This window comes from Paraburkholderia unamae (assembly GCF_003268775.1).
GTDB classification, from domain to species: Bacteria; Pseudomonadota; Gammaproteobacteria; order Burkholderiales; family Burkholderiaceae; genus Paraburkholderia; species Paraburkholderia unamae.
Map to the genome: position 1 here is coordinate 263476 of NZ_QLSU01000005.1, position 20444 is coordinate 283919.

18 protein-coding genes and 1 other RNA gene are annotated in these 20444 nt (G+C 64.0%); 6 read left to right on the forward strand and 13 right to left on the reverse strand.

Annotation, left to right across the window (positions count from 1 at the left end; genetic code table 11):
* Positions 1–12: 12 nt before the first annotated feature.
* From C7401_RS10695 to gyrA, 11 genes are all read right to left on the reverse strand, one after another.
* A complete protein-coding gene (locus C7401_RS10695; protein WP_112171345.1) occupies positions 13–306 on the reverse strand; it encodes a lipopolysaccharide assembly protein LapA domain-containing protein in 294 nt (97 codons plus the stop codon).
* 305 nt (positions 307–611) lie between these two features.
* Positions 612–935, reverse strand: coding sequence for an integration host factor subunit beta (locus tag C7401_RS10700; protein ID WP_027817382.1), 324 nt, complete (start codon positions 933–935; stop codon positions 612–614).
* A gap of 25 nt (positions 936–960) precedes the next feature.
* Positions 961–2691 (reverse strand): 30S ribosomal protein S1, encoded by a 1731-nt coding sequence (gene rpsA / locus C7401_RS10705; protein ID WP_103707055.1) that lies wholly within the window; start codon positions 2689–2691, stop codon positions 961–963.
* A gap of 168 nt (positions 2692–2859) precedes the next feature.
* Positions 2860–3570 (reverse strand): (d)CMP kinase, encoded by a 711-nt coding sequence (cmk, locus tag C7401_RS10710; RefSeq protein WP_112171346.1) that lies wholly within the window; start codon positions 3568–3570, stop codon positions 2860–2862.
* Positions 3571–3633: 63 nt separating this feature from the next.
* On the reverse strand, positions 3634–4938 hold the full coding sequence (gene aroA, locus C7401_RS10715; RefSeq protein WP_112171347.1) for a 3-phosphoshikimate 1-carboxyvinyltransferase: 1305 nt from the start codon (positions 4936–4938) through the stop codon (positions 3634–3636).
* Between the two features lie 88 nt (positions 4939–5026).
* A complete protein-coding gene (locus C7401_RS10720) occupies positions 5027–5971 on the reverse strand; it encodes a prephenate dehydrogenase (protein WP_112171478.1) in 945 nt (314 codons plus the stop codon).
* Between the two features lie 46 nt (positions 5972–6017).
* Positions 6018–7148: a histidinol-phosphate transaminase gene (hisC, locus tag C7401_RS10725; RefSeq protein WP_112171348.1), complete on the reverse strand. Its 1131-nt coding sequence runs from the start codon at positions 7146–7148 to the stop codon at positions 6018–6020.
* Between the two features lie 146 nt (positions 7149–7294).
* The gene (gene pheA, locus C7401_RS10730) at positions 7295–8380 is read right to left on the reverse strand and encodes a prephenate dehydratase (protein WP_112171349.1); all 1086 of its coding nucleotides are present in this window, start codon (positions 8378–8380) and stop codon (positions 7295–7297) included.
* 60 nt (positions 8381–8440) lie between these two features.
* On the reverse strand, positions 8441–9523 hold the full coding sequence (gene serC, locus C7401_RS10735; protein WP_112171479.1) for a 3-phosphoserine/phosphohydroxythreonine transaminase: 1083 nt from the start codon (positions 9521–9523) through the stop codon (positions 8441–8443).
* A gap of 225 nt (positions 9524–9748) precedes the next feature.
* Positions 9749–10354, reverse strand: coding sequence for a DUF2059 domain-containing protein (locus tag C7401_RS10740; protein WP_112171350.1), 606 nt, complete (start codon positions 10352–10354; stop codon positions 9749–9751).
* Between the two features lie 154 nt (positions 10355–10508).
* Entirely contained in the window at positions 10509–13118 is a 2610-nt protein-coding gene (gyrA, locus tag C7401_RS10745; protein WP_112171351.1) for a DNA gyrase subunit A, read from the reverse strand.
* Between the two features lie 562 nt (positions 13119–13680).
* On the opposite strand from gyrA, the gene ompA reads away from it, so the two are divergent.
* The 4 genes from ompA (at position 13681) to ssrA (ending at position 16520) form a co-directional block, all read left to right on the forward strand.
* A complete protein-coding gene (gene ompA, locus C7401_RS10750) occupies positions 13681–14325 on the forward strand; it encodes an outer membrane protein OmpA (RefSeq protein ID WP_112171352.1) in 645 nt (214 codons plus the stop codon).
* Positions 14326–14555: 230 nt separating this feature from the next.
* Positions 14556–15254 (forward strand): bifunctional 2-polyprenyl-6-hydroxyphenol methylase/3-demethylubiquinol 3-O-methyltransferase UbiG, encoded by a 699-nt coding sequence (gene ubiG / locus C7401_RS10755; protein WP_112171353.1) that lies wholly within the window; start codon positions 14556–14558, stop codon positions 15252–15254.
* Between the two features lie 52 nt (positions 15255–15306).
* Positions 15307–16029, forward strand: coding sequence for a phosphoglycolate phosphatase (gph, locus tag C7401_RS10760; RefSeq protein ID WP_112171354.1), 723 nt, complete (start codon positions 15307–15309; stop codon positions 16027–16029).
* Between the two features lie 121 nt (positions 16030–16150).
* Positions 16151–16520: a transfer-messenger RNA gene (gene ssrA / locus C7401_RS10765) on the forward strand.
* A 215-nt stretch (positions 16521–16735) separates the two neighbouring features.
* Here ssrA and C7401_RS10770 read toward each other — a convergent pair.
* On the reverse strand, positions 16736–17002 hold the full coding sequence (locus C7401_RS10770; protein ID WP_112171355.1) for a hypothetical protein: 267 nt from the start codon (positions 17000–17002) through the stop codon (positions 16736–16738).
* A 134-nt stretch (positions 17003–17136) separates the two neighbouring features.
* Positions 17137–18219, reverse strand: a complete 1083-nt coding sequence (locus tag C7401_RS10775; RefSeq protein WP_112171356.1) for a substrate-binding domain-containing protein — start codon at positions 18217–18219, stop codon at positions 17137–17139.
* A gap of 130 nt (positions 18220–18349) precedes the next feature.
* On the opposite strand from C7401_RS10775, the gene C7401_RS10780 reads away from it, so the two are divergent.
* Together C7401_RS10780 and C7401_RS10785 are read left to right on the forward strand one after the other, a co-directional pair.
* Complete coding sequence (locus C7401_RS10780) at positions 18350–18883, forward strand: NAD(P)H-dependent oxidoreductase subunit E (protein WP_112171357.1); 534 nt, start codon at positions 18350–18352, stop codon at positions 18881–18883.
* A complete protein-coding gene (locus C7401_RS10785; RefSeq protein WP_112171358.1) occupies positions 18880–20439 on the forward strand; it encodes a formate dehydrogenase beta subunit in 1560 nt (519 codons plus the stop codon). Before C7401_RS10780 ends, C7401_RS10785 begins: the two co-directional genes overlap by 4 nt.
* Positions 20440–20444: the final 5 nt, after the last annotated feature.

Below are 20444 nucleotides of genomic sequence, written 5' to 3' on the forward strand. Positions count from 1 at the left end.
CGATAAAACCAGTCAGATGAGCGGCGGCAACGGCGGCTCCGCGCTCGGCGCGGGCGTTTCACGCACGGCGCGCAAATCGCGTTTGAGGCGCCCATTTTCCATGCGCAACCGGAACACGCCGGGCAGCGCGGAAAGCAGCCCCGCCAGCAGCCCCACGACGAAAAACGCGAGGCCGATCAGGATCAGCGGAGCCTGCCACGAATACCCGGCAAGAAAGTTCAGCGTCGCGGTTTGCGTGTTGGCGAGCGCGAGCACGAGCAGCAGCACGAACACCAGCACACGGATCACCCAGGCGATCAATCTCATTGAAGGATTCTCTTGGCAGTTGCAAAAGACCCCAGCGAGCACCGGCCAAGCCGGATTGTTGCGCCGCAGCACAAGCCACGCCGAAGTGTCCCGTATTGTAATTGAACGGCCCGCGCCCCGGCACCTGCCCGCAAACCGGGAGCAGGATCGAAACGGCACACCGGGACAAAGCGCGTCGAAAAGGCGCAGACGAAAAAAAAGCGCCGGGGTTGTTCACCCCGGCGCTTTTTACCGGTCCATGCGTTCTGGCCATCTGGCATTGACCGCCGACGATCGCAGTCGCCCGATCGAAATCGATCGAACGCTTACAGGTCGTCGTCCGGCTCGTCCGCCTTCAGCGGCTCGCCCGAATTACGGTCCACGCGCTCGCGCAACTCCTTGCCAGGCTTGAAGTGCGGCACGAACTTCTCAGGCACCAGCACCTTTTCACCCGACTTGGGATTGCGACCGACGCGCGACGGCCGACGATTCAGGCCGAAGCTGCCAAAGCCGCGAATTTCGATGCGATGGCCCTTGGCAAGCGCCTCGGACATCGCATCGAGCATCGTCTTGACCGCGAAATCCGCATCCTTGAGGACAAGTTGCGGAAATCGCGTAGCCAGCTGCGCGACCAATTCAGATTTGGTCATACTTCAGCTTGCCCCCGTTTGAGGCTTACTGGTTCTGGCCGTCGAGCTTGGCCTTCAGCAGCGCGCCGAGGTTGGTCGTGCCGGTGGCAGCCGCACCCGTGTCCGACGACATGCTGCGCAGGGCTTCCTGCGTCTCGGCCGAATCCTTCGCCTTGATCGACAGGTTGATGCCACGCGACTTGCGATCGATGTTGATGATCATCGCGTTGACCTTGTCGCCTTCCTTCAGCACGTTGCGAGCATCTTCCACGCGGTCTTGCGCGATTTCCGAAGCACGCAGGTAGCCTTCGACATCGGCATTCAGGGTGATAACTGCACCCTTTGCGTCGACCGACTTGACCACGCCGTCAACCGTCGAGCCCTTGTCGTTGACAGCAACGAAGTTGCTGAACGGGTCGCCTTCGAGCTGCTTGATGCCGAGCGAGATGCGTTCCTTCTCGACGTCGATGCCCAGAACCACGGCTTCGACTTCGTCGCCCTTCTTGTACTTGCGAACGGCTTCTTCGCCGGTTTCCGACCACGACAGGTCCGAAAGGTGAACCAGACCGTCGATGCCGCCAGGCAGACCGATGAAGACGCCGAAGTCGGTGATCGACTTGATTGCGCCTTGCAGCTTGTCGCCCTTCTTGAAGTTGCGGCTGAAGTCATCCCACGGATTCGGCTTGCATTGCTTCATGCCGAGCGAGATGCGGCGGCGGTCTTCGTCGATCTCGAGGACCATGACTTCGACTTCGTCGCCCAGCTGGACAACCTTCGACGGCGCAACGTTCTTGTTGGTCCAGTCCATTTCCGACACGTGAACCAGGCCTTCGATGCCCGATTCGACTTCGACGAACGCGCCGTAGTCGGTGATGTTCGTGACCTTGCCGAACAGGCGCGTGCCCGACGGGTAACGGCGCGAGATGCCTTCCCACGGATCGTCGCCCAGTTGCTTGATACCGAGCGAAACGCGGTTCTTTTCCTGGTCGAACTTGAGGATCTTGGCGGTGACTTCCTGGCCAACCGACAGGACTTCCGACGGGTGACGCACGCGACGCCATGCGATGTCGGTGATGTGCAGCAGGCCGTCGATGCCGCCGAGGTCCACGAACGCGCCGTAGTCGGTGATGTTCTTGACCACGCCGTTGACGATCGCGCCTTCCTTCAGCGTTTCGAGCAGCTTTGCGCGCTCTTCGCCTTGGGTCGCTTCGATCACTGCGCGGCGCGACAGCACGACGTTGTTACGCTTGCGGTCGAGCTTGATGACGCGGAATTCGAGCGTCTTGCCTTCGTACGGCGTCGTGTCCTTGACCGGACGCGTGTCGACGAGCGAACCCGGCAGGAACGCGCGGATGCCGTTGACCATGACGGTCATGCCGCCCTTGACCTTGCCCGTGATCGTGCCGGTCACGAGTTCGTTGTTGTCGAGAGCCTTTTCCAGCGACAGCCACGAAGCGAGACGCTTCGCCTTGTCGCGCGACAGGATGGTGTCGCCGTAGCCGTTTTCCAGCGCGTCGATCGCGACGGAAACGAAGTCGCCCGCCTGCACTTCCACTTCACCCGCGTCGTTCAGGAATTCTTCGAGCGGAATATAGGCTTCGGACTTGAGACCAGCGTTGACGACCACGAAGTTGTGGTCAACGCGCACGACTTCGGCGGAGATCACTTCGCCGGCGCGCATGTCTTGGCGGGTCAGCGACTCTTCGAACAGAGCCGCAAAAGATTCGGTATTCGGGGTGGAGGTTTGCAGGTCGGACATAAAAATCTGGATTTGCATGGTTTCTGCTGCCGGTGCAGCCAGTATTGGCTGGTTAGGCGTTGAGGCCGGAGCGCTTACGTTCGCGGCGCAGATGCAAAAGCCACACGGGGTTAAAGGGTTAAGACACGCCCTGCTTCCCAGCAGGGCACCACTACGTTTACTGCAACTGCTCTACTGCATGCTTTCTTACTGCGATTTGCCGTGCGCCTCTACGTGACGCGCTGACAAGCCCTGATACCACTGCACGACCTGTTCGACCGCCTGGTCGATGGACAGCGCCGAGGTATCCAGCAGCTTCGCATCCGCTGCGGGCTTGAGCGGCGCGGCTGCACGATTACTATCGCGCGCGTCGCGTTCACGCAAATCCCGGAGCAAGTCATCCATATTAGCAGAAAATCCTTTTTGGATCAATTGCTTATACCGGCGTGCCGCGCGGGCCTCCACGCTGGCCGTCAGGAACACCTTCAGACCGGCGTCCGGGAAGATCACCGTGCCCATGTCGCGGCCGTCGGCGACGAGCCCGGGGAGCTTGCGAAACGCCCGCTGGCGCGCCACCAGCGCGGCGCGCACGGATGGATGTGCAGCGATCATCGAGGCCCGGTTGCCGACTTCCTCGGCGCGGATTTCGTTCGAAACGTCAACGCCGTCGAGCTGCGCGAGCCCTTCGCGGAACGTGATATGGAGATCGTCGATCAGCTTCGCAAGGCCTTCGGCGTCGTCGGGCGCGATCGTATAGCGCACGCTCGCGAGCGCGGCCAGACGATACAGCGCGCCGCTGTCGAGCAGGTGGAAGCCCAGGTGCGCGGCGAGCAGCGCGGCCACGGTGCCCTTGCCGGAAGCGGTCGGGCCGTCGATCGTGATGACGGGCGTCGGATAAAAGGGACGAGTCGGTTTCATGCGGCGGTCGGTCTCATGCAGCGGACCGTCCAGCGACAGTCCGGCTGCGAAAAATCAGCAAAATCAGGGTTGGGCGAGCTCAAGGAAGCGCTCGAAATAATCGGGGAACGTCTTGCCGACGCACTTCGGGTCGTTGATGCGCACCGGCACGCCGCCGAGGCTCACGAGCGAGAAGCACATCGCCATGCGGTGATCGTCGTAGGTGTCGATTGCGGCGTTCGGCGTGAGCTTTTCGGGCGGGCGCACGATCAGGTAATCGGGCCCCTCCTCCACGTTCGCGCCCACCTTGCGCAGTTCCGTGGCCATCGCGGCGATGCGGTCGGTTTCCTTCACGCGCCAGCTCGCGATGTTGCGCAGCGTGGTCGCGCCGTCGGCGAACAACGCGGCGACGGCGATCGTCATGGCCGCGTCGGGAATCAGGTTGAAGTCCATGTCGATGGGGTCGAGCTTGCCGTGGTCGTTGCCGATCCCGCGCACCTCGATCCAGTCGTCGGCGACCGTGACGTTCGCGCCCATGCGCATGAGCGCCGCCGCGAACGCGACGTCGCCCTGGATGCTTGAGCGCCCCACGCCTTCCACGCGCACCGGGCCGCCGCCAATCGCGCCCGCGGCGAGAAAGTACGACGCCGACGACGCGTCGCCTTCCACCATGATCTTGCCCGGCGACTGGTAGCGCACGCCCGCCGGAATCTCGAAGCGATGCCAGCCGTGACGCTCGACCTTCACGCCGAAGCGCTCCATCAGCTTGATCGTGATCTCGATATAGGGCTTGGAGATCAGCTCGCCGTCCACCTCGACGATCGTCACGCCGTCCTTGGCGCGCACGAGCGGCAGCGTCATGAGCAGCGCGGTGAGGAACTGGCTCGACACGTCGCCGCGCACGCGAATGGGCGCTTCGACCGAAATCGGCGCCGGGCGGATACGCAGCGGCGGAAAGCCGTCGTTCTCCTCGTAGTCGATCTTCGCGCCGATCTGGCGCAGGCCGTCCACGAGGTCGCCGATGGGCCGCTCGTGCATGCGCGGCACGCCGTGAATGCGGTAGTCGCCGCCGTTCACCGCGAGCGCCGCCGTGAGCGGGCGCACCGCCGTGCCCGCGTTGCCGAGGAAGAGGTCCGCGCGCACCGCCTGGAAGGCACCGCGCGTGCCCTGCACAACGCAGGTGTCGTCCTCGCGCTTCAATTTCACGCCGAGCTTTTCGAGCGCGGCGAGCATGACGCGCGTGTCGTCGGAGTCGAGCAGGTTCGTGATGGTCGTTTCGCCCTCGGCCAGCGCGGCGAGCAGCAGCACGCGATTCGAAATGCTTTTCGAGCCGGGCAGACGGATCGTGCCGGACGCACGGGTGAACGGTCCGAGATCGAGGTGTTCCATGAACGTGTCCTGAGAATGCCTTGGGTTGCGGCCTGTCATTGCGGCGCTCGCGCCGCATGGCCTGGTCCTGCGTGCTTGTTTGCCTGGCTTACTTGCCTGGCGCCGCATCAACGGCAGCAGCAGCGGCCTTGCCGCCGCGCTCCTGCCACGCCTCGCGCGCCGCGCGCGAGCGCGCAAACACGGTTTCGAGCGCGGCGCCGTCGCCGGCGTCGATGGCCGCCCGGAGCTTCGCGAGCACTTCAGTGTAGCCGTCGAGTTCGGCGAGCAGCGCGGTGCGGTTCGCGAGGCACACGTCGCGCCACATTTCGGGGCTCGACGCGGCAATGCGCGTGAAATCACGGAAACCGCCCGCCGCGAACGAGAACTTCAGCCTGGCGTCGGGCGAAGCGAGAATCTGATCGACGAGCGCGAACGACAATACATGCGGCAGATGACTTACCGAAGCGAATACGCGGTCGTGCTGTGCGGCGGGCATCTCGCCGATCACCGCGCCCGTCGCGCGCCACATGTCGGCAATGCGCTCGACCGAGGCGCGCGCGTTTTCCTCCAGCGGACACAGCACGACGTTGCGGCCCACGTACAGTTCGGGCAGCGCGGCGTCGACGCCGCTCGACTCGCGTCCGGCGATCGGGTGCCCCGGCACGAATTGCGCAATGCGCGCGCCGAGCGCGGCGCGCGCGGCTGCGATCACGTCGCTCTTGGTGCTGCCGGCGTCTGTCACGATCGTCTCGCTGCCGAGGTGCGGCGCGATGCGTTCAAGCAGCGCCTGGGTCTGCGCAACGGGCGCGGCGATCAGCACGATATCGGCGCCGGCGAGCGCGGCGGCGAGCGCCGCTTCGTCGTCGAGCGTCGCGGCGGCGTCGATCACGCCCAGTTCGAGCGCGCGCGCCACCGATTGCGCGTGCCGGCCCACGCCGATCACCTGCGCGCCTGCGCGGTCCTGCGAACCGCGCTCGCGCAACGCGCGCGCGAGCGAGCCGCCGATCAGGCCCACGCCAAAAATCACGAGTTTGTTAAACGAAAAAGCACTCACGACGCCACCGGAAAAGAAAATGTTGTGCGCGCCCAAGGCGTGCTCATCAGGCACCCGGCTGGGCACCCAGCGCTCGTTCGAGGGCCGCGACGAAAGCCGCGTTCTCCTCGGGCAAGCCAATCGTCACGCGCAGCCACTGCGGCAAGCCGTAGTTGGCCACCGGCCGAACGATCACCGCCTGCTTGAGCAAGGCAAGATTCACACGCGCACCCGCGCCGTCATCGGCTGCGTCCTGCGTCACGCGCACCAGCACGAAATTGCCGTCCGAAGGCACGTATTCGAGCCCGAGACGCTCGAACGCCGCGGTCAGCGTGCGATAGCCTTCGGCGTTGAGCGCCGCGCTGCGTTCGAGGAACGCCGTGTCGTCGAGCGCGGCGATCGCGGCCGCCTGCGCGAGCGTGTTGACGTTGAACGGCTGGCGCAGACGATTGAGCAGATCGGTCAGCTCCGGCTGCGCGATGGCAAAGCCAATGCGCAGGCCCGCGAGCCCGTACGCCTTCGAGAACGTGCGCGAAACGAGCAGGTTCGGATAGCGCCTTGCCCACGCGATCGAGTCGTAGCGTTTATCCGCCGCGAGATATTCCGTGTACGCCTCGTCGAGCACGATCACGACATGCGCGGGCACCTTCGCGATGAACGCTTCGAGCGTCGCGCCGTCGATGAACGTGCCGGTCGGGTTATTCGGATTCGCCACGAACACGAGACGCGTGTCGTCGGTGATCGCCGCCAGCATCGCATCGAGATCGTGGCCGTAGCGCACGGCGGGCGTCACGACATGACGCGCGCCCAGCCCCTGGGTCGCGAGCGCGTAGACCGCGAACGAGTACTGCGAATACACGATCGCCTGTCCGCGCTCGACAAACGCATGCGCGGCCATTTCGAGAATGTCGTTGCTGCCGTTGCCGAGCGTGATCCACTCGGCCGGCACGTCGTAGCGCGCGGCCAGCGCGGCCTTGAGTTCGAACGCGTTCGAGTCGGGATAGCGCCCCAGCTCGCTTGCGGCCTGCACGAGCGCGCGCTGCGCCGACTCGGGCATGCCAAGCGGATTCTCGTTCGACGCGAGCTTCACGATGCGCGCCTCGTCGAGCCCGAACTCGCGGGCGACTTCCGAAATCGGTTTGCCGGCGATGTAAGGCGCGATCGCGCGCACGTACGAGGGGCCGAATTGCGTGGTCATGCGTCTCTCCAGGGCTTCCAGGGCTCGAGGCGCCGGGCGGCAGCGGGTCATCCCCTGCGCCGGCGCTTCGCGTGACGTACAGCAGTCTGATCCAGACGGATCGGGAACGGCGCGCGGTGCGAGATCCGCGCGCCTTACCGTGCGACTTATCGTGCGCGCGGGTACGAGCCGAGGATCTTCAGATACGCGGCCTTCTTGCTGAGCTCGTCGAGCGCCGCGACCACGGCGGCATCGTCGCGATGGCCTTCGAAGTCGATGTAGAAGTAGTACTCCCACGTGCTGCCAAGGCGCGCCGGACGCGACTCGAAACGCGTCATCGACACACCGTGGCGTGCGAGCGGTTCGAGGAGCTTGTAGACGGCGCCCGGCTCGTTCTTCACCGACACGATCATCGAGGTCTGGTCGCGGCCCGACGCACCCGCCGGCTGCTTGCCGATCAGCACGAAACGCGTGCGGTTGTGCGGATCGTCCTGGATCAGTGCGTTCGCGATCAGGAGGCCGTAGTGCGTGGCGGCGCGCTCGCCGGCAATCGCGGCGACCGTCGGGTCGGCGGCGGCGAGGCGCGCGGCTTCGGCGTTGCTCGACACGGCCTGACGCTCGAGCTGCGGCGCGTTGGCGGTCAGCCAGTGCTGGCACTGCGCAAGCGCCTGCGGGTGTGCGCACACGCGCGTCACGCCCTTCAGGTTGCCGCTTAGCGTCATCAGGTTGTGCTGGATCGGCAGCGCGATTTCACCGCCGATCACGAGCTGCGTTTCGAGGAACAGGTCGAGCGTGCGCGAGACGGCGCCTTCGGTCGAGTTCTCGACCGGCACGACGCCGAACTCGGCGGCGCCCGCCTCGACCGAGCGAAACACCTCGTCGATCGACGGACACGGCATGCCTTCGATCGATTGACCGAAGTACGCATACATTGCCTGCTCGCTATAGGTGCCGACCGGGCCGAGGAAGGCCGCCGAAATCGTCTTTTCGAGCGAGCGGCTCGCGGCCATGATCTCGCGCCAGATCGCGCTGATGTGATCGTTGCCGAGCGGGCCGTCGCTCATGTTTTGCAGGCGCTCGATCACCTGAAGCTCGCGCTCCGGGCGAAACACCGGCGCGTTGAAATGCTTCTTGACTTCGCCTACTTCGAGCGCGACCGAGGCGCGCTGGTTCAGGAGCGCGATGAGCTGCGCGTCGATCGCATCGATGCGTTCGCGCAGCGGCTTGAGTTGGGAATTGAGTTCGTCGTCCATGCGTGAAACCGGCAATCTGAAAGGTTGCGCGCGGCGCTCGGGGGCCTCGCGGCCCGGCGCTTACGCGTGCTTCGCTTCGAATTCCTTCATGTACTCGACCAGCGCCTTCACTGCTTCGAGCGGCACCGCGTTGTAAATCGATGCCCGCATGCCGCCGACGGACTTGTGGCCCTTCAGCTGCAACAGCCCGCGCGCTTTGGCGCCGGCGAGGAAATCCGCGTTACGTGTTTCGTCGGCGAGGAAGAACGGCACGTTCATCCGCGAGCGCGCGCGGCGCTCCACCTGGTTGTTGTAGAAGCTGCTCGCGTCGATCGTCTCGTACAGCAGCTTCGCCTTTTCGACATTGCGCGCCTCGATGACTTCGAGACCGCCCTGGCGCTTGAGCCACTTGAACACGAGCCCGGCGATATAAATCGCGTAGGTGGGCGGCGTGTTGAACATCGAGTTGTTCGCGGCCACGGTCTTCCATTCGAACGCCGACGGGCAGATCGGCATCGAGCGATCGAGCAGGTCCTCGCGCACGATCACGACCGTCACGCCCGCCATGCCGATGTTCTTCTGCGCACCGCCGTAGAGCACGCCGTATTTGGCGATGTCCATCGGGCGCGAAAGAATGTGTGACGAAGCGTCGGCCACGAGCGGAACGTCGCCGAGGTCGGGAATCTCGAAGGTCTCCACGCCATCGATCGTCTCGTTCGTGCACAGGTGCACGTAGGCGGGGTCGTCCGAAAGCTTCCACTCGCTTTTCGGCGGCGAATGCGTGAAGCCGGCCTCGGTGCGGCCCGTCGCGGCGATATGCGCCTCGCCGTACTTGAGCGCTTCCTTCTGCGACTTCTGCGACCACGAGCCCGTGACCACGAAGTCGGCGCGCTGCTTCGTGCCGAACAGGTTGAGCGGAACGATCGCGTTCTCGCCAATGCCGCCGCCTTGCAGAAAGAGAATCTGGTGGCTCGCGGGCACCTGCATCAGTTCGCGCAGATCGAGCAGCGCCTCGCTGTGGATCTGCATGAATTCCGGACCGCGATGGCTCATTTCCATCACGCCCATGCCGCTGCCATGCCAGTCGAGCATTTCGTCGGCGGCCTGGCGCAGGACCTCTTCGGGCAATGCTGCCGGTCCGGCTGAGAAGTTGTAGACGCGCATCGTAAAAAAGATCCCCGAGGCAGGCGCTATGGCAAAAACCGCCGGAAAACGCGCCGGAAAAAGAAAATGGCCGCTCGCGCTTATCGCGCAAACGACCATTATCGCATTGTCGCCGGGAACCCGCCAACGCGGGCCGCCCGGTGCATTGCCTGCTTCAGGCGACCGATCCAGCCCCGCTAACTTGCGTCACCGGGGCTGGCCAGCGGGCGCTCTGCGCCAGAAGGCTTACTTGCCGACCTTGGCCGATGCGACTTCCTTGTCGGCCTGGTCACGCGTTGCCTTGATCGACTGCGGCATGTACTTCTGCATCAGGCTGTTGACGACGTCGCGGCCAACCTGGTCTTGAACCTGGATGAACTTGCGGCCGGTCGGGCTGCGGTAGAACGTCGTCAGATCCTTGATTTCCTGCGTGCTGTAGTACTTCGCGTAGGCGTCGTACTGAGCTTGCATGGCGTCCGACTTGAAGGAGTCGGTCGCGAAGACCTGGCCTGCCGAGTCAACCAGCTTCGGCACGGCGTTCTTTTGCAGCGTCGGAACGGCAGCTTGCTTCTGCTTGTCCGTCATCGTCTTGTTTTCCGAGAGCGCGTCCGACAGGATGGCCGGGACGAGCTGCTTGGCTTGCATCTGGGCGCTGTTGCCGATTGCGCCGACGAGCTTCTGAGCGTCGATCGCGTCGAGCAGGTCCTTGATCGCGGCTTGCTTGGCCGGATCGACGGGTGCTGCGGCCGCGGCCGGTGCCTGGGCGGGCGCCTGGTTCTGGAGCGCCTGAGCCATGGCAAACGTCGGCACGAGAGCGGCCAGCAACATCACCTGCTTGAATCGTTTTTGCATCATTACTCCCTTTGAGAAATTAATCGAGCTGTGCTGCCGCGGGGACTGCGGGGCGCTTTGCGCCCGCCGGCCGGTCCGCACGGCAAACCATTCATTTACCTGACAATAGCCAAAACCTGCTAAAAGGCCCGCTCGCGCGGGCCCATCTGACGGATCACGCCTCGGCTTCGTCTTCACCCTCACCTGGCTCGCCCTCACCTTCGGCGTCCGCCTCGGCGATCTGCTGAAGCCCCGAGAGCTTGGTGCCTTCGTCAAGGCTGATGAGTGTAACACCTTGCGTTGCACGGCCCATTTCGCGAATCTCCGACACACGAGTGCGGATCAGGACACCTGTAGTCGTGATCAGCATGATCTCGGCTTCGGAGTCGACGAGCGTGGCCGCAACCACCTTGCCGTTGCGCTCCGAAGTCTGGATCGCGATCATGCCCTTCGTGCCGCGGCCGTGACGCGTGTACTCGGTGATCGGCGTGCGCTTGCCGTAACCGTTCTCGGTCGCGGTGAGCACCGACTGCTGCTCGTCGCCCGCCACGAGGAGCGCGATGACCTGCTGGCTCTCCTCCAGTTGCATGCCGCGCACGCCGCGCGCTTCGCGGCCCATCGGGCGCACGTCGTTCTCGTCGAAGCGCACCGCCTTGCCAGCGTCGGAGAACAGCATCACGTCGTGCTCGCCGTCGGTGATGGCGGCGCCGATCAGGTAGTCGCCGTCGTCGAGACCGACCGCAATAATACCCTTGCGCAACGGGCGGCTAAAGGCTTCGAGCGGCGTCTTCTTGACCGTGCCCAGCGCGGTGGCCATGAAAACAAACTTGTCTGCCGAGAACTCCTTGACCGGCAGCACGACCGTGATCTTTTCGCCGTCCTGGAGCGGGAACATGTTGACGATCGGACGGCCGCGCGAATTGCGCGAGCCCTGCGGCACTTCATACACCTTCACCCAGTACACCCGGCCGCGATTCGAGAAGCACAGGATGTGGTCGTGCGTGTTGGCGATGAAAAGCGTGTCGATCCAGTCGTCTTCCTTCATCGAAGTCGCCTGTTTGCCGCGACCTCCGCGCTTCTGGGCGCGATATTCCGACAACGGCTGCGATTTCACATAACCGGTGTGCGACATGGTCACCACCATGTCCTGCGGTGTGATCAGGTCTTCGGTGTTGAGCTCGGTGGCGTTCAGCTCGATCTTCGAGCGGCGGGCGTCGCCGAATTCGCTCTTGATCGCGGTGAGTTCGTCGGAGATCATGACCGTTACGCGCTCGGGGCGCGCAAGGATGTCGAGCAGGTCGGCAATCTGCGCCATGACTTCGCGGTACTCGCCGATGATCTTGTCCTGCTCCAGGCCGGTCAGGCGCTGCAAGCGCATTTGCAGGATTTCCTGCGCCTGCGTGTCGGACAACCGGTAGAGACCATCGGTCTGCATACCATATTGCGGATTCAGACCTTCCGGACGGTAGGCTTCACGGCCGCCTGCCGCCGAATTCTCCTGCTCCGCGCGCGCGAGCATCTCGCGCACGAGCGAGGAATCCCACGAATGGTTCATCAACTCCTGCTTCGCGATAGGCGGCGTGGGTGCCGCCTTGATGATCGCGATGAATTCGTCGATGTTCGCGAGCGCAACGGCGAGACCTTCGAGCACGTGGCCGCGTTCGCGCGCCTTGCGCAGTTCGTAGACGGTGCGCCGCGTGAGCACTTCGCGACGGTGCGACAGGAAATGATCGAGCATTTCCTTCAGGTTCAGCAGCTTCGGCTGGTTGTCCACCAGCGCGACCATGTTCATGCCGAACGTGTCCTGAAGCTGCGTCGCCTTGTATAGATTGTTGAGAATCACCTCGGGCACTTCGCCGCGCTTGAGCTCGATCACGACACGCATGCCGCTCTTGTCCGACTCGTCGCGGATATCCGAAATGCCTTCGAGCTTCTTCTCGTTCACGAGCTCGGCGATGCGCTCGAGCAGCGAACGCTTGTTCACCTGGTACGGCAGCTCGTCGACGATGATCGCCATGCGCTGGCCGCGATCGATTTCCTCGAAGTGCGTGGCCGCGCGCATCACCACGCGGCCGCGGCCGGTGCGATAGCCGTCGCGCACGCCCGCCACGCCGTAGATGATGCCGGCGGTCGGGAAATCGGGTGCGGGAATGATCTCGATCAACTCGTCGATCGTCGCCTGCGGATTCTTCAGCAGGTGCTGGCAGGCGTCGACAACTTCGTTGAGATTGTGCGGCGGAATATTCGTGGCCATGCCGACCGCGATACCCGACGAACCGTTGATCAACAGGTTCGGGATGCGCGCAGGCAGGATCAGCGGCTCGCTTTCGCTGCCGTCGTAGTTCGGCCCGAAGTCGACCGTTTCCTTGTCGATGTCGGCCAGCAGCTCGTGGCCGATCTTCGCCATGCGGATTTCGGTGTAACGCATGGCGGCGGCGTTGTCGCCGTCGATGGAACCGAAGTTGCCCTGGCCGTCGACCAGCATGTAGCGCAGGGAAAAGTCCTGCGCCATGCGCACGATCGTGTCGTAGACCGCCGTGTCACCGTGGGGGTGGTACTTACCGATGACGTCGCCGACGATACGCGCCGACTTCTTGTACGCGCGGTTCCAGTCGTTGTTCAGCTCGTGCATCGCGTAGAGCACGCGCCGGTGAACCGGCTTCAGGCCGTCACGAACATCCGGAAGTGCTCGCCCGACGATCACGCTCATCGCGTAATCGAGATACGAGCGGCGCATTTCCTCCTCGAGGGAGATTGGCAGAGTCTCTTTGGCGAATTGATCCATTATCGATGTCTTATTTGGGCACGCGGTGTGCCAGCGCCCCGCTTCAAAGGAGAAGCGGGGTCACGAACGGTCACCGCCGAAAGCCCAGCTGTCGCATGGACGCCGCGGACGCAGCGCATCACGCGATTCTACCACGCACGGCACCCCCGCCCGCTGACTGCGTATACCTATTAGAGGGGTGAGCCCGAAGCGCTCAAAAACGCCCTGAGCGTGGCGCAAACGCCGCAGTGCGAACCAGAATCAGATGCACCGCAAACGATTTGGATGACAATGTGCCTCACACCCGCCACCCAGGCGCACTACCAGGTAAAATTGAGGGAACTTTTTTGTTGCGGGCGTACCACGTTCGACTAGCCCCGATGAAAGGGGCAGATTTTTTTTATCGTAGGACGGGAACGATATGGCAAAATGCCAACGCACAAAGTTAGACACTGCTCGAAGTCTACACAACGCAAAACGTTCCCCACAACTTGCCAATGTTATACTTCGAGCAATGTATGACTTGTCTTCGTCATATGGCTCGCAGTAAACCTGCGGTAATCTCAATTTCGAGAGGAGAAATATGAATAAACTTTCAAAGCTCGCGTTCATTGCAGCTACCGCAGTTGTGGCTGCATCCGCTCAGGCACAATCGGTGCCGGCGTCGCGACAAGCCGTCAATGACAACTGGGTGAATGGTACCGGCGAATACGTGTGGATGAACGGCACGAACGAGCTTTGCTGGCGCGATGCATTCTGGACGCCGGCCACCGCCAACGCCAAGTGCGATGGCGCCCTGGTCGCCCAGGCACCGCAACCGCCGGTCGCTCCGCCGCCGCCGGCCATCTCCAGCCAGAAGATCACGTACCAGGCTGATGCCCTGTTCGACTTCGACAAGGCCATCCTGAAGCCGGCTGGTAAGGAAAAGCTGGACGACCTGGCAAGCAAGATCCAGGCGCTGAACCTCGAAGTCGTCGTTGCGACGGGCTACACGGACCGTATCGGTTCGGCTGCCTACAACGACCGTCTGTCGCTGCGCCGTGCGCAAGCCGTGAAGTCGTACCTGGTCAGCAAGGGCGTTCCGGCAGAGCGTATCTACACGGAAGGCAAGGGCAAGCGCAACCCGGTTACGACGGGCTGCAACCAGAAGAACCACAAGGCTCTCATCGCCTGCCTCGCACCGGACCGTCGCGTGGAAGTCGAAGTCGTCGGCACGCAAAAGCAGTAATCGCGAGCCGCGACAGCAAGTCTCAAAGCCCCGCTTCGGCGGGGCTTTTTTTATCCCGCGCCTTACCCTTTTCCACCCTTTTCCCCTCCTTTCATTTCGCCTGTTTCCGCGCGCGTTTATCATTCCTGAAAGTTTTGCCGTATGGCGTGGCATTTTGCCGCCCTGCGCACCCGCCTATATACTCGGGGTTTATTCTTTCTGACCCGCACCGCGCTTCAGGCTGCCACGACATGACGAATGCCGATCCCCACGAGCTACAGAAGTTCAGCGATCTCGCTCATCGCTGGTGGGACCCGAACGCCGAATTCAAGCCGCTGCACGAACTCAACCCCATTCGCCTTGGCTGGATCGACAGCCACGCGCATCTGCCATCCAAACGCGTGCTCGATATCGGCTGCGGCGGCGGCATTCTCTCCGAGTCGATGGCGGGGCTTGGCGCCAATGTGAAGGGTATCGACCTGTCGCGCGAAGCGCTCGGCGTGGCCGACCTGCACAGCCTGGAAAGCGGCGTGACCGTGGACTACGAGTTGATCGCGGCCGAAGCGATCGCCGCGCGAGAGCCCGCGTCGTTCGACGTCGTGACCTGCATGGAAATGCTCGAACACGTGCCGCAGCCCGCCGAAGTGGTGAAGGCATGCGCGACGCTCGTGAAGCCTGGCGGCTGGGTGTTCTTCTCGACGCTCAATCGCAACGTGAAGTCCTATCTGCTGGCCGTGATCGGCGCGGAATACATCGCGCAAATGCTGCCCAAGGGCACGCACGATTACGCGCGCTTCATCCGACCCTCGGAGCTTGCCGCGTTCGCGCGCGAGGCCGGCCTGCGGGTCGCTGAAATCAAGGGCATCACGTATAACCCGCTCACGCGGCACTTCGCGCTTTCGAACGATTCGAGCGTCAACTACATGATCGCCTGCCGGCGCGACGCCTGACCGGAAGCCCGCAACGGCGCGCCGCTGGCCGGCGCGCCCTTTCCTGCCCGACATGAACCCAACCCTCCACGCTCAACCTGCCGCGGACGGCGGCGCGGCGCTTGCCGCCTGCGACGCCGTGCTATTCGACTTCGACGGCACCCTCGCCGACACGGCACCCGACCTCGCGGCCGCCGTCAACCAGATGCGCCATGCGCGCGGCCTTGCGCCCACGCCGCTCGAGAAGCTGCGTCCGCTCGCCTCGGCGGGTGCGCGTGGCCTGATCGGCGGCGCATTCGGCATCGGTCCCGACGATCGGGAGTTCGCCTCGATGCGCGAGGAATTCCTCGCCAACTACGAAGCGAACCTGCGCGTCGAAACGGCGCTCTTCGCCGGCGTCGACGCGGTGCTCGACGACCTCGACGCGCGCGGCGTGCGCTGGGGCATCGTGACCAACAAGGTCGCGCGCCTGACCGATCCGCTGGTGAAACTCATGCACCTCGACACGCGCGCGAGCTGCGTGGTGAGCGGCGACACGACCCCCTACTCCAAGCCGCATCCCGCGCCGCTCCTGCACGCGGCCGAGGCGCTCGGCATTGCGCCGCAGCGCGTGGTGTACGTCGGCGACGACCTGCGCGACGTGCAGGCCGGCGCGGCGGCCGGCATGGCGACGATCGCCGCCGCCTACGGCTACTGCGGCAACGACGTGCCGCCCGAGCGCTGGAACGCGCAATATCTCGCCGATACCACCGCGACGCTCCTCGCCCTGCTCCAGCACATCGGCAAAGGCGCCTGAGCGAGCCGTGGCGAAGCCGCGCGGCTTTTGCGCGGCGACAAGCGGCCACCGCGCCAAGCGCCCTTGAAACGGGCGCGGTTCGCCTCATATGGCGAACTATGGGATAATCGTCCCTCCCTCTGGGGCCGACCTGGTTTCGACAGGGGTTATGAAGTAATCAGGGCATGCCGAGGACCCGTCACCTCGTTAATCAATGGGAAAAACGTAACTGCAAACGACGATACGTTCGCACTGGCAGCCTAAGGGCCGCCGTCCTCTGCCTAGTTCACTGACGGGCTAGCGTCGCAAGACCGGTAGCAATACCGCCAGAGGTCATTTACGTCAGTTAAGCCTGGGCGGCGTCACGACGCCAAGGTCGAAAATTTAGTGAATCGCCGTAGCGCAGCGTGTTCGTCCGCGTCGCTGCGGTTAAATCAAATGACAGAACTACGCATGTAGAACTGGTTATGGACTGCTTCTGGACGCGGGTTCGATTCCCGCCGGCTCCACCAGACATTCCCGCTCGTCCCCGACGAGCCGGGCGAAACCCCGCTGCCGCAAGGCAGGCGGGGTTTTTTGTTTCGGGTATCGAGCAGATTGCCGACAACAGCACGGCCAGCACTCCCCCTTCCGTGCGGCCATAAAAAAACTCGCGACAGCCTTTTCGGGCTTCGCGAGCTTTTCCCTCCATGCGTCGCAAAAATCGCGCTACGCCGCGTTCACATCGTTAATTGTCCTGCGGGCACTGCAAATTGCAGCCATTCGGATCGCCCATATCGCCACGCTTGCGCGCCGCGGTGGGCTTGCCATGCTGATACTTGCCCGTCGGCGCCGAGGCCGCGAACTGCATCTGTGGATGCTCGTTGAACTTGAACTGATCGCTGAGGATGCCGCCGGGGACGCCGGGGGAGTTCTGTGCGAAAGCAAGGTTGAACGTAGCGAACAACGTCGCGGCCGTGGCGGCTGCGGCACCAACTTTGAGGACGAATTTCATGGGCGATCGGCGCGACGGGCGCGCATCTGAAACTTGAGAACGAATACGAACTGAAAGTATCACAAAAAGCGCCGAAGTCTGCATCGCCGCCGAATCTATCGATTGCTTTCCATTACAACGGGAGCGACTACGGCTCAGGCCTGCTGCGGGCCGCCCCACGCGGCATCGAGCTCCACCACGTGGCCGCACGCGGCCGGTTCATAGCCCTCCAGCTGAGCAACCGACGCGCGAAAGCCTGCGCCGCGCAGCAAAGACAGCACGGTCGCCAGTGGCTCGTGCGCGAGATGACCGCGATCACACGCGAAATAGTAGTCTTCGTCGGCAATCTCGATGAAATCGAGCCCGAAATGGTGTGCCGCCGGTTCCACGCCGAAGCCTACGTCGGCCATGCCACTCGCCACGAACGCAGCGATCGCCGAATGCGTGAGCTCCGACGACGCGTAGCCGTTCACGCGCTCGGGATCGACGCCGATGCGCGTGAGCAGCAGGTCGATCAGCATGCGCGTGCCCGAGCCCGGCTGCCGGTTCACGAAGCGGATATCGCCGCGCGCGAGGTCGGCGAGGCCCTTGACCTGCTTGGGATTGCCGCGCCCGACGAAAAGCCCTTGCTTGCGCTGCGTGAGATGGATCAGTACGTGCCGTTGCGGGTCCAGCCAGCTGCGGTAAGCATTCGCGCATGCCGCGCGAAAGTCGCCGCGCGGCAGGTGAAAGCCCGCAAGATCGCATTCGCCGCGAGCCAGCGCGGTTATCGCATCGGCGCTATCGCGGTACTTGATCTCCACGGGCACCTGGTCGGCGACCAGCGCCGTCACGAGCGCCGCCACCGCATAGCCGTGCGACGCATGGATGCGCAGATCCTGCGCGGCGGGCGCGAGCCAGCGGTTCAGATCGCTCGCCACTTCGCTCGCCAGCGCCTCGAGGTTGCCCTGTAGCCGCTCCCCGCACAGGCGCTGCGAGCGCAGCACCGCCTCGCCCAGTTCGGAGAGCACCGAGCCACGCCCACGCGCCTTCGCGATCAACGCGCCGCCCAGGCGTTCTTCCACTTCCCGCAAAACGCCCCATGCATGCCGATAGGACAAACCCCTACGTTGCGCGGCCTGCGCAATGCTGCCTTCTTCCGCGACGAGCGCAAGCAACGGCACAACGTCCGTCAGGCTTGCCTCGCGGCCGTCCGCGTCGCGCACGACCAGTTGCGCCTGGCATTCCACCTTGATCATTATGAAGTCATCCTTCCTATTGCGTCCGCCTTACCACGGGCCTATTGTTCGATCAGACAACAAGACAACCGGAGCATAGATGCACACTTTATGAATAACAAGTGCATATATGCCCAGGAGAAGCCCCACTATGGAAGAGACAACCGTGACAACCGTTCGCACGCCGGACGATCTCGTTCGGCGTCACGTGCAGCCAGGCCGCACCTTGCTTGCCATCCTGCACGCGATCCAGGACGAAGCCGGCTTCGTGCCGTCGTCCGCCGTCGCGCCGCTCGCGAAAGCGCTCAATCTTTCGCGCGCCGAAGTGCATGGCGTGATCACCTACTACCACCACTTCCGCACCGCGCCGCCCGCGCCGGTCACCGTGCAGCTGTGCCGCGCCGAAGCGTGCCGCAGCATGGGCAGCGAGGCGCTGGCGCAGCACGTCGAAGCGCATACCGGCTGCCGTTTCGGACAACACGGTCACGACGGCGAGCATGCGCATGCGCACGATGGCCCGGTCGCGCTGGAGTCGGTTTACTGTCTCGGCCAATGCGCGCTCTCGCCCGCCATGATGATTAACGGCACGCTGCACGCAAAAGTGACCCCGCAAAAGTTCGACAAGCTCTTGGCTGCTGCACTCGCCACTGTCGCCGCCGTCGCCCGCACCGAGGAGGCCGCATGACACGCGTCTATGTTCCCCGCGACTCCTCGGCGCTTGCACTCGGCGCAGATGCCATCGCCGAAGCGATCGAACGCGAAGCCGCCGCGCGTGGCGCGAGCATCGAACTCGTGCGCAACGGCTCGCGCGGCCTGCTCTATCTCGAACCGCTCGTCGAGGTCGAAACGGCCGATGGCCGCGTCGGCTACGCAAACGTCGAAGCCGACGAAGTGGCTGCGCTCTTCGACGCCGGTTTCCTGCAAGGCGGCCAGCACGCGCGCAGCGTCGGCCTCGTCGAACAGATCCCGTATCTGCGCAAACAGCAACGTCTGACGTTCGCACGCATCGGCATCACCGATCCGCTTTCCACCGACGACTATGTTGCTCACGGCGGGCTCGAAGGATTGCGCAACGCGTTGAAGATGACCGGCGCCGATATCTGCGAAGCGCTCGTCGAGTCCGGCCTGCGCGGCCGAGGCGGCGCGGCGTTCCCGGCCGGCATCAAGTGGCGCACCGTCGCGAACACGTTTGCCGACCAGAAGTACATCGTCTGCAATGCCGACGAAGGCGATTCGGGCACGTTCTCCGACCGCCTCGTCATGGAAAGCGATCCGTACGTGCTGATCGAAGGCATGACGATCGCGGGCATCGCGGTGGGCGCCACTGTCGGCCATATTTACGTGCGCAGCGAGTATCCGCATTCGATCGCGGCGCTCGAAGAAGCCATCCGGCGCGCACGCGCGGCAGGCTGGCTCGGCGACGACGTGCTCGGCAGCGGCAAGCGCTTCGAGCTGTTCGTGGCCAAGGGCGCGGGCGCCTATGTGTGCGGTGAAGAAACGGCGCTGCTCGAATCGCTCGAAGGCAAACGCGGCATCGTGCGCGCGAAGCCCCCGCTGCCCGCGCTCGCCGGTTTGTACGGCAAGCCCACTGTCATCAACAACGTCATCACGCTCGCCACGGTGCCGATCATCTTTGCCAGGGGCGCGGCGTTCTACAAGGACTTCGGCATGGGCCGCTCGCGCGGCACGCTGCCGTTCCAGCTTGCGGGCAACATCGCGCGCGGCGGGCTCGTCGAGCTTGCGTTCGGCGTGACGCTGCGCGAACTGATGGTCGACTACGGCGGCGGCACCGCCAGCGGCCGTCCGGCGCGCGCCGTGCAGGTGGGCGGGCCGCTCGGCACCTATCTGCCCGAAAGCCAGTGGGACATTCCCATGGACTACGAAGCGTATGCGGCAGTGGGCGCGGTCGTGGGCCACGGCGGCCTCGTCGTGCACGACGACACGTCGAATCTCGCCGAACTCGCGCAATACGCCATGGAGTTCTGCACGCTCGAATCGTGCGGCAAGTGCACGCCCTGCCGCATCGGCTCGACGCGCGGCGTCGAGGTGATCGCGAAGATCCGCAAGGGCGACACGTCGGAGAAGCAGGTCACGCTGCTGCGCGATCTCTGCGACACGATGGTATCCGGGTCGCTGTGCGCGATGGGCGGTATGACGCCCTACCCCGTGATCTCCGCGCTCAACCATTTCCCTGAAGATTTCGGTCTCGAATCTGTCGCGCAACACGCGGCAAACGCCTGAACGAG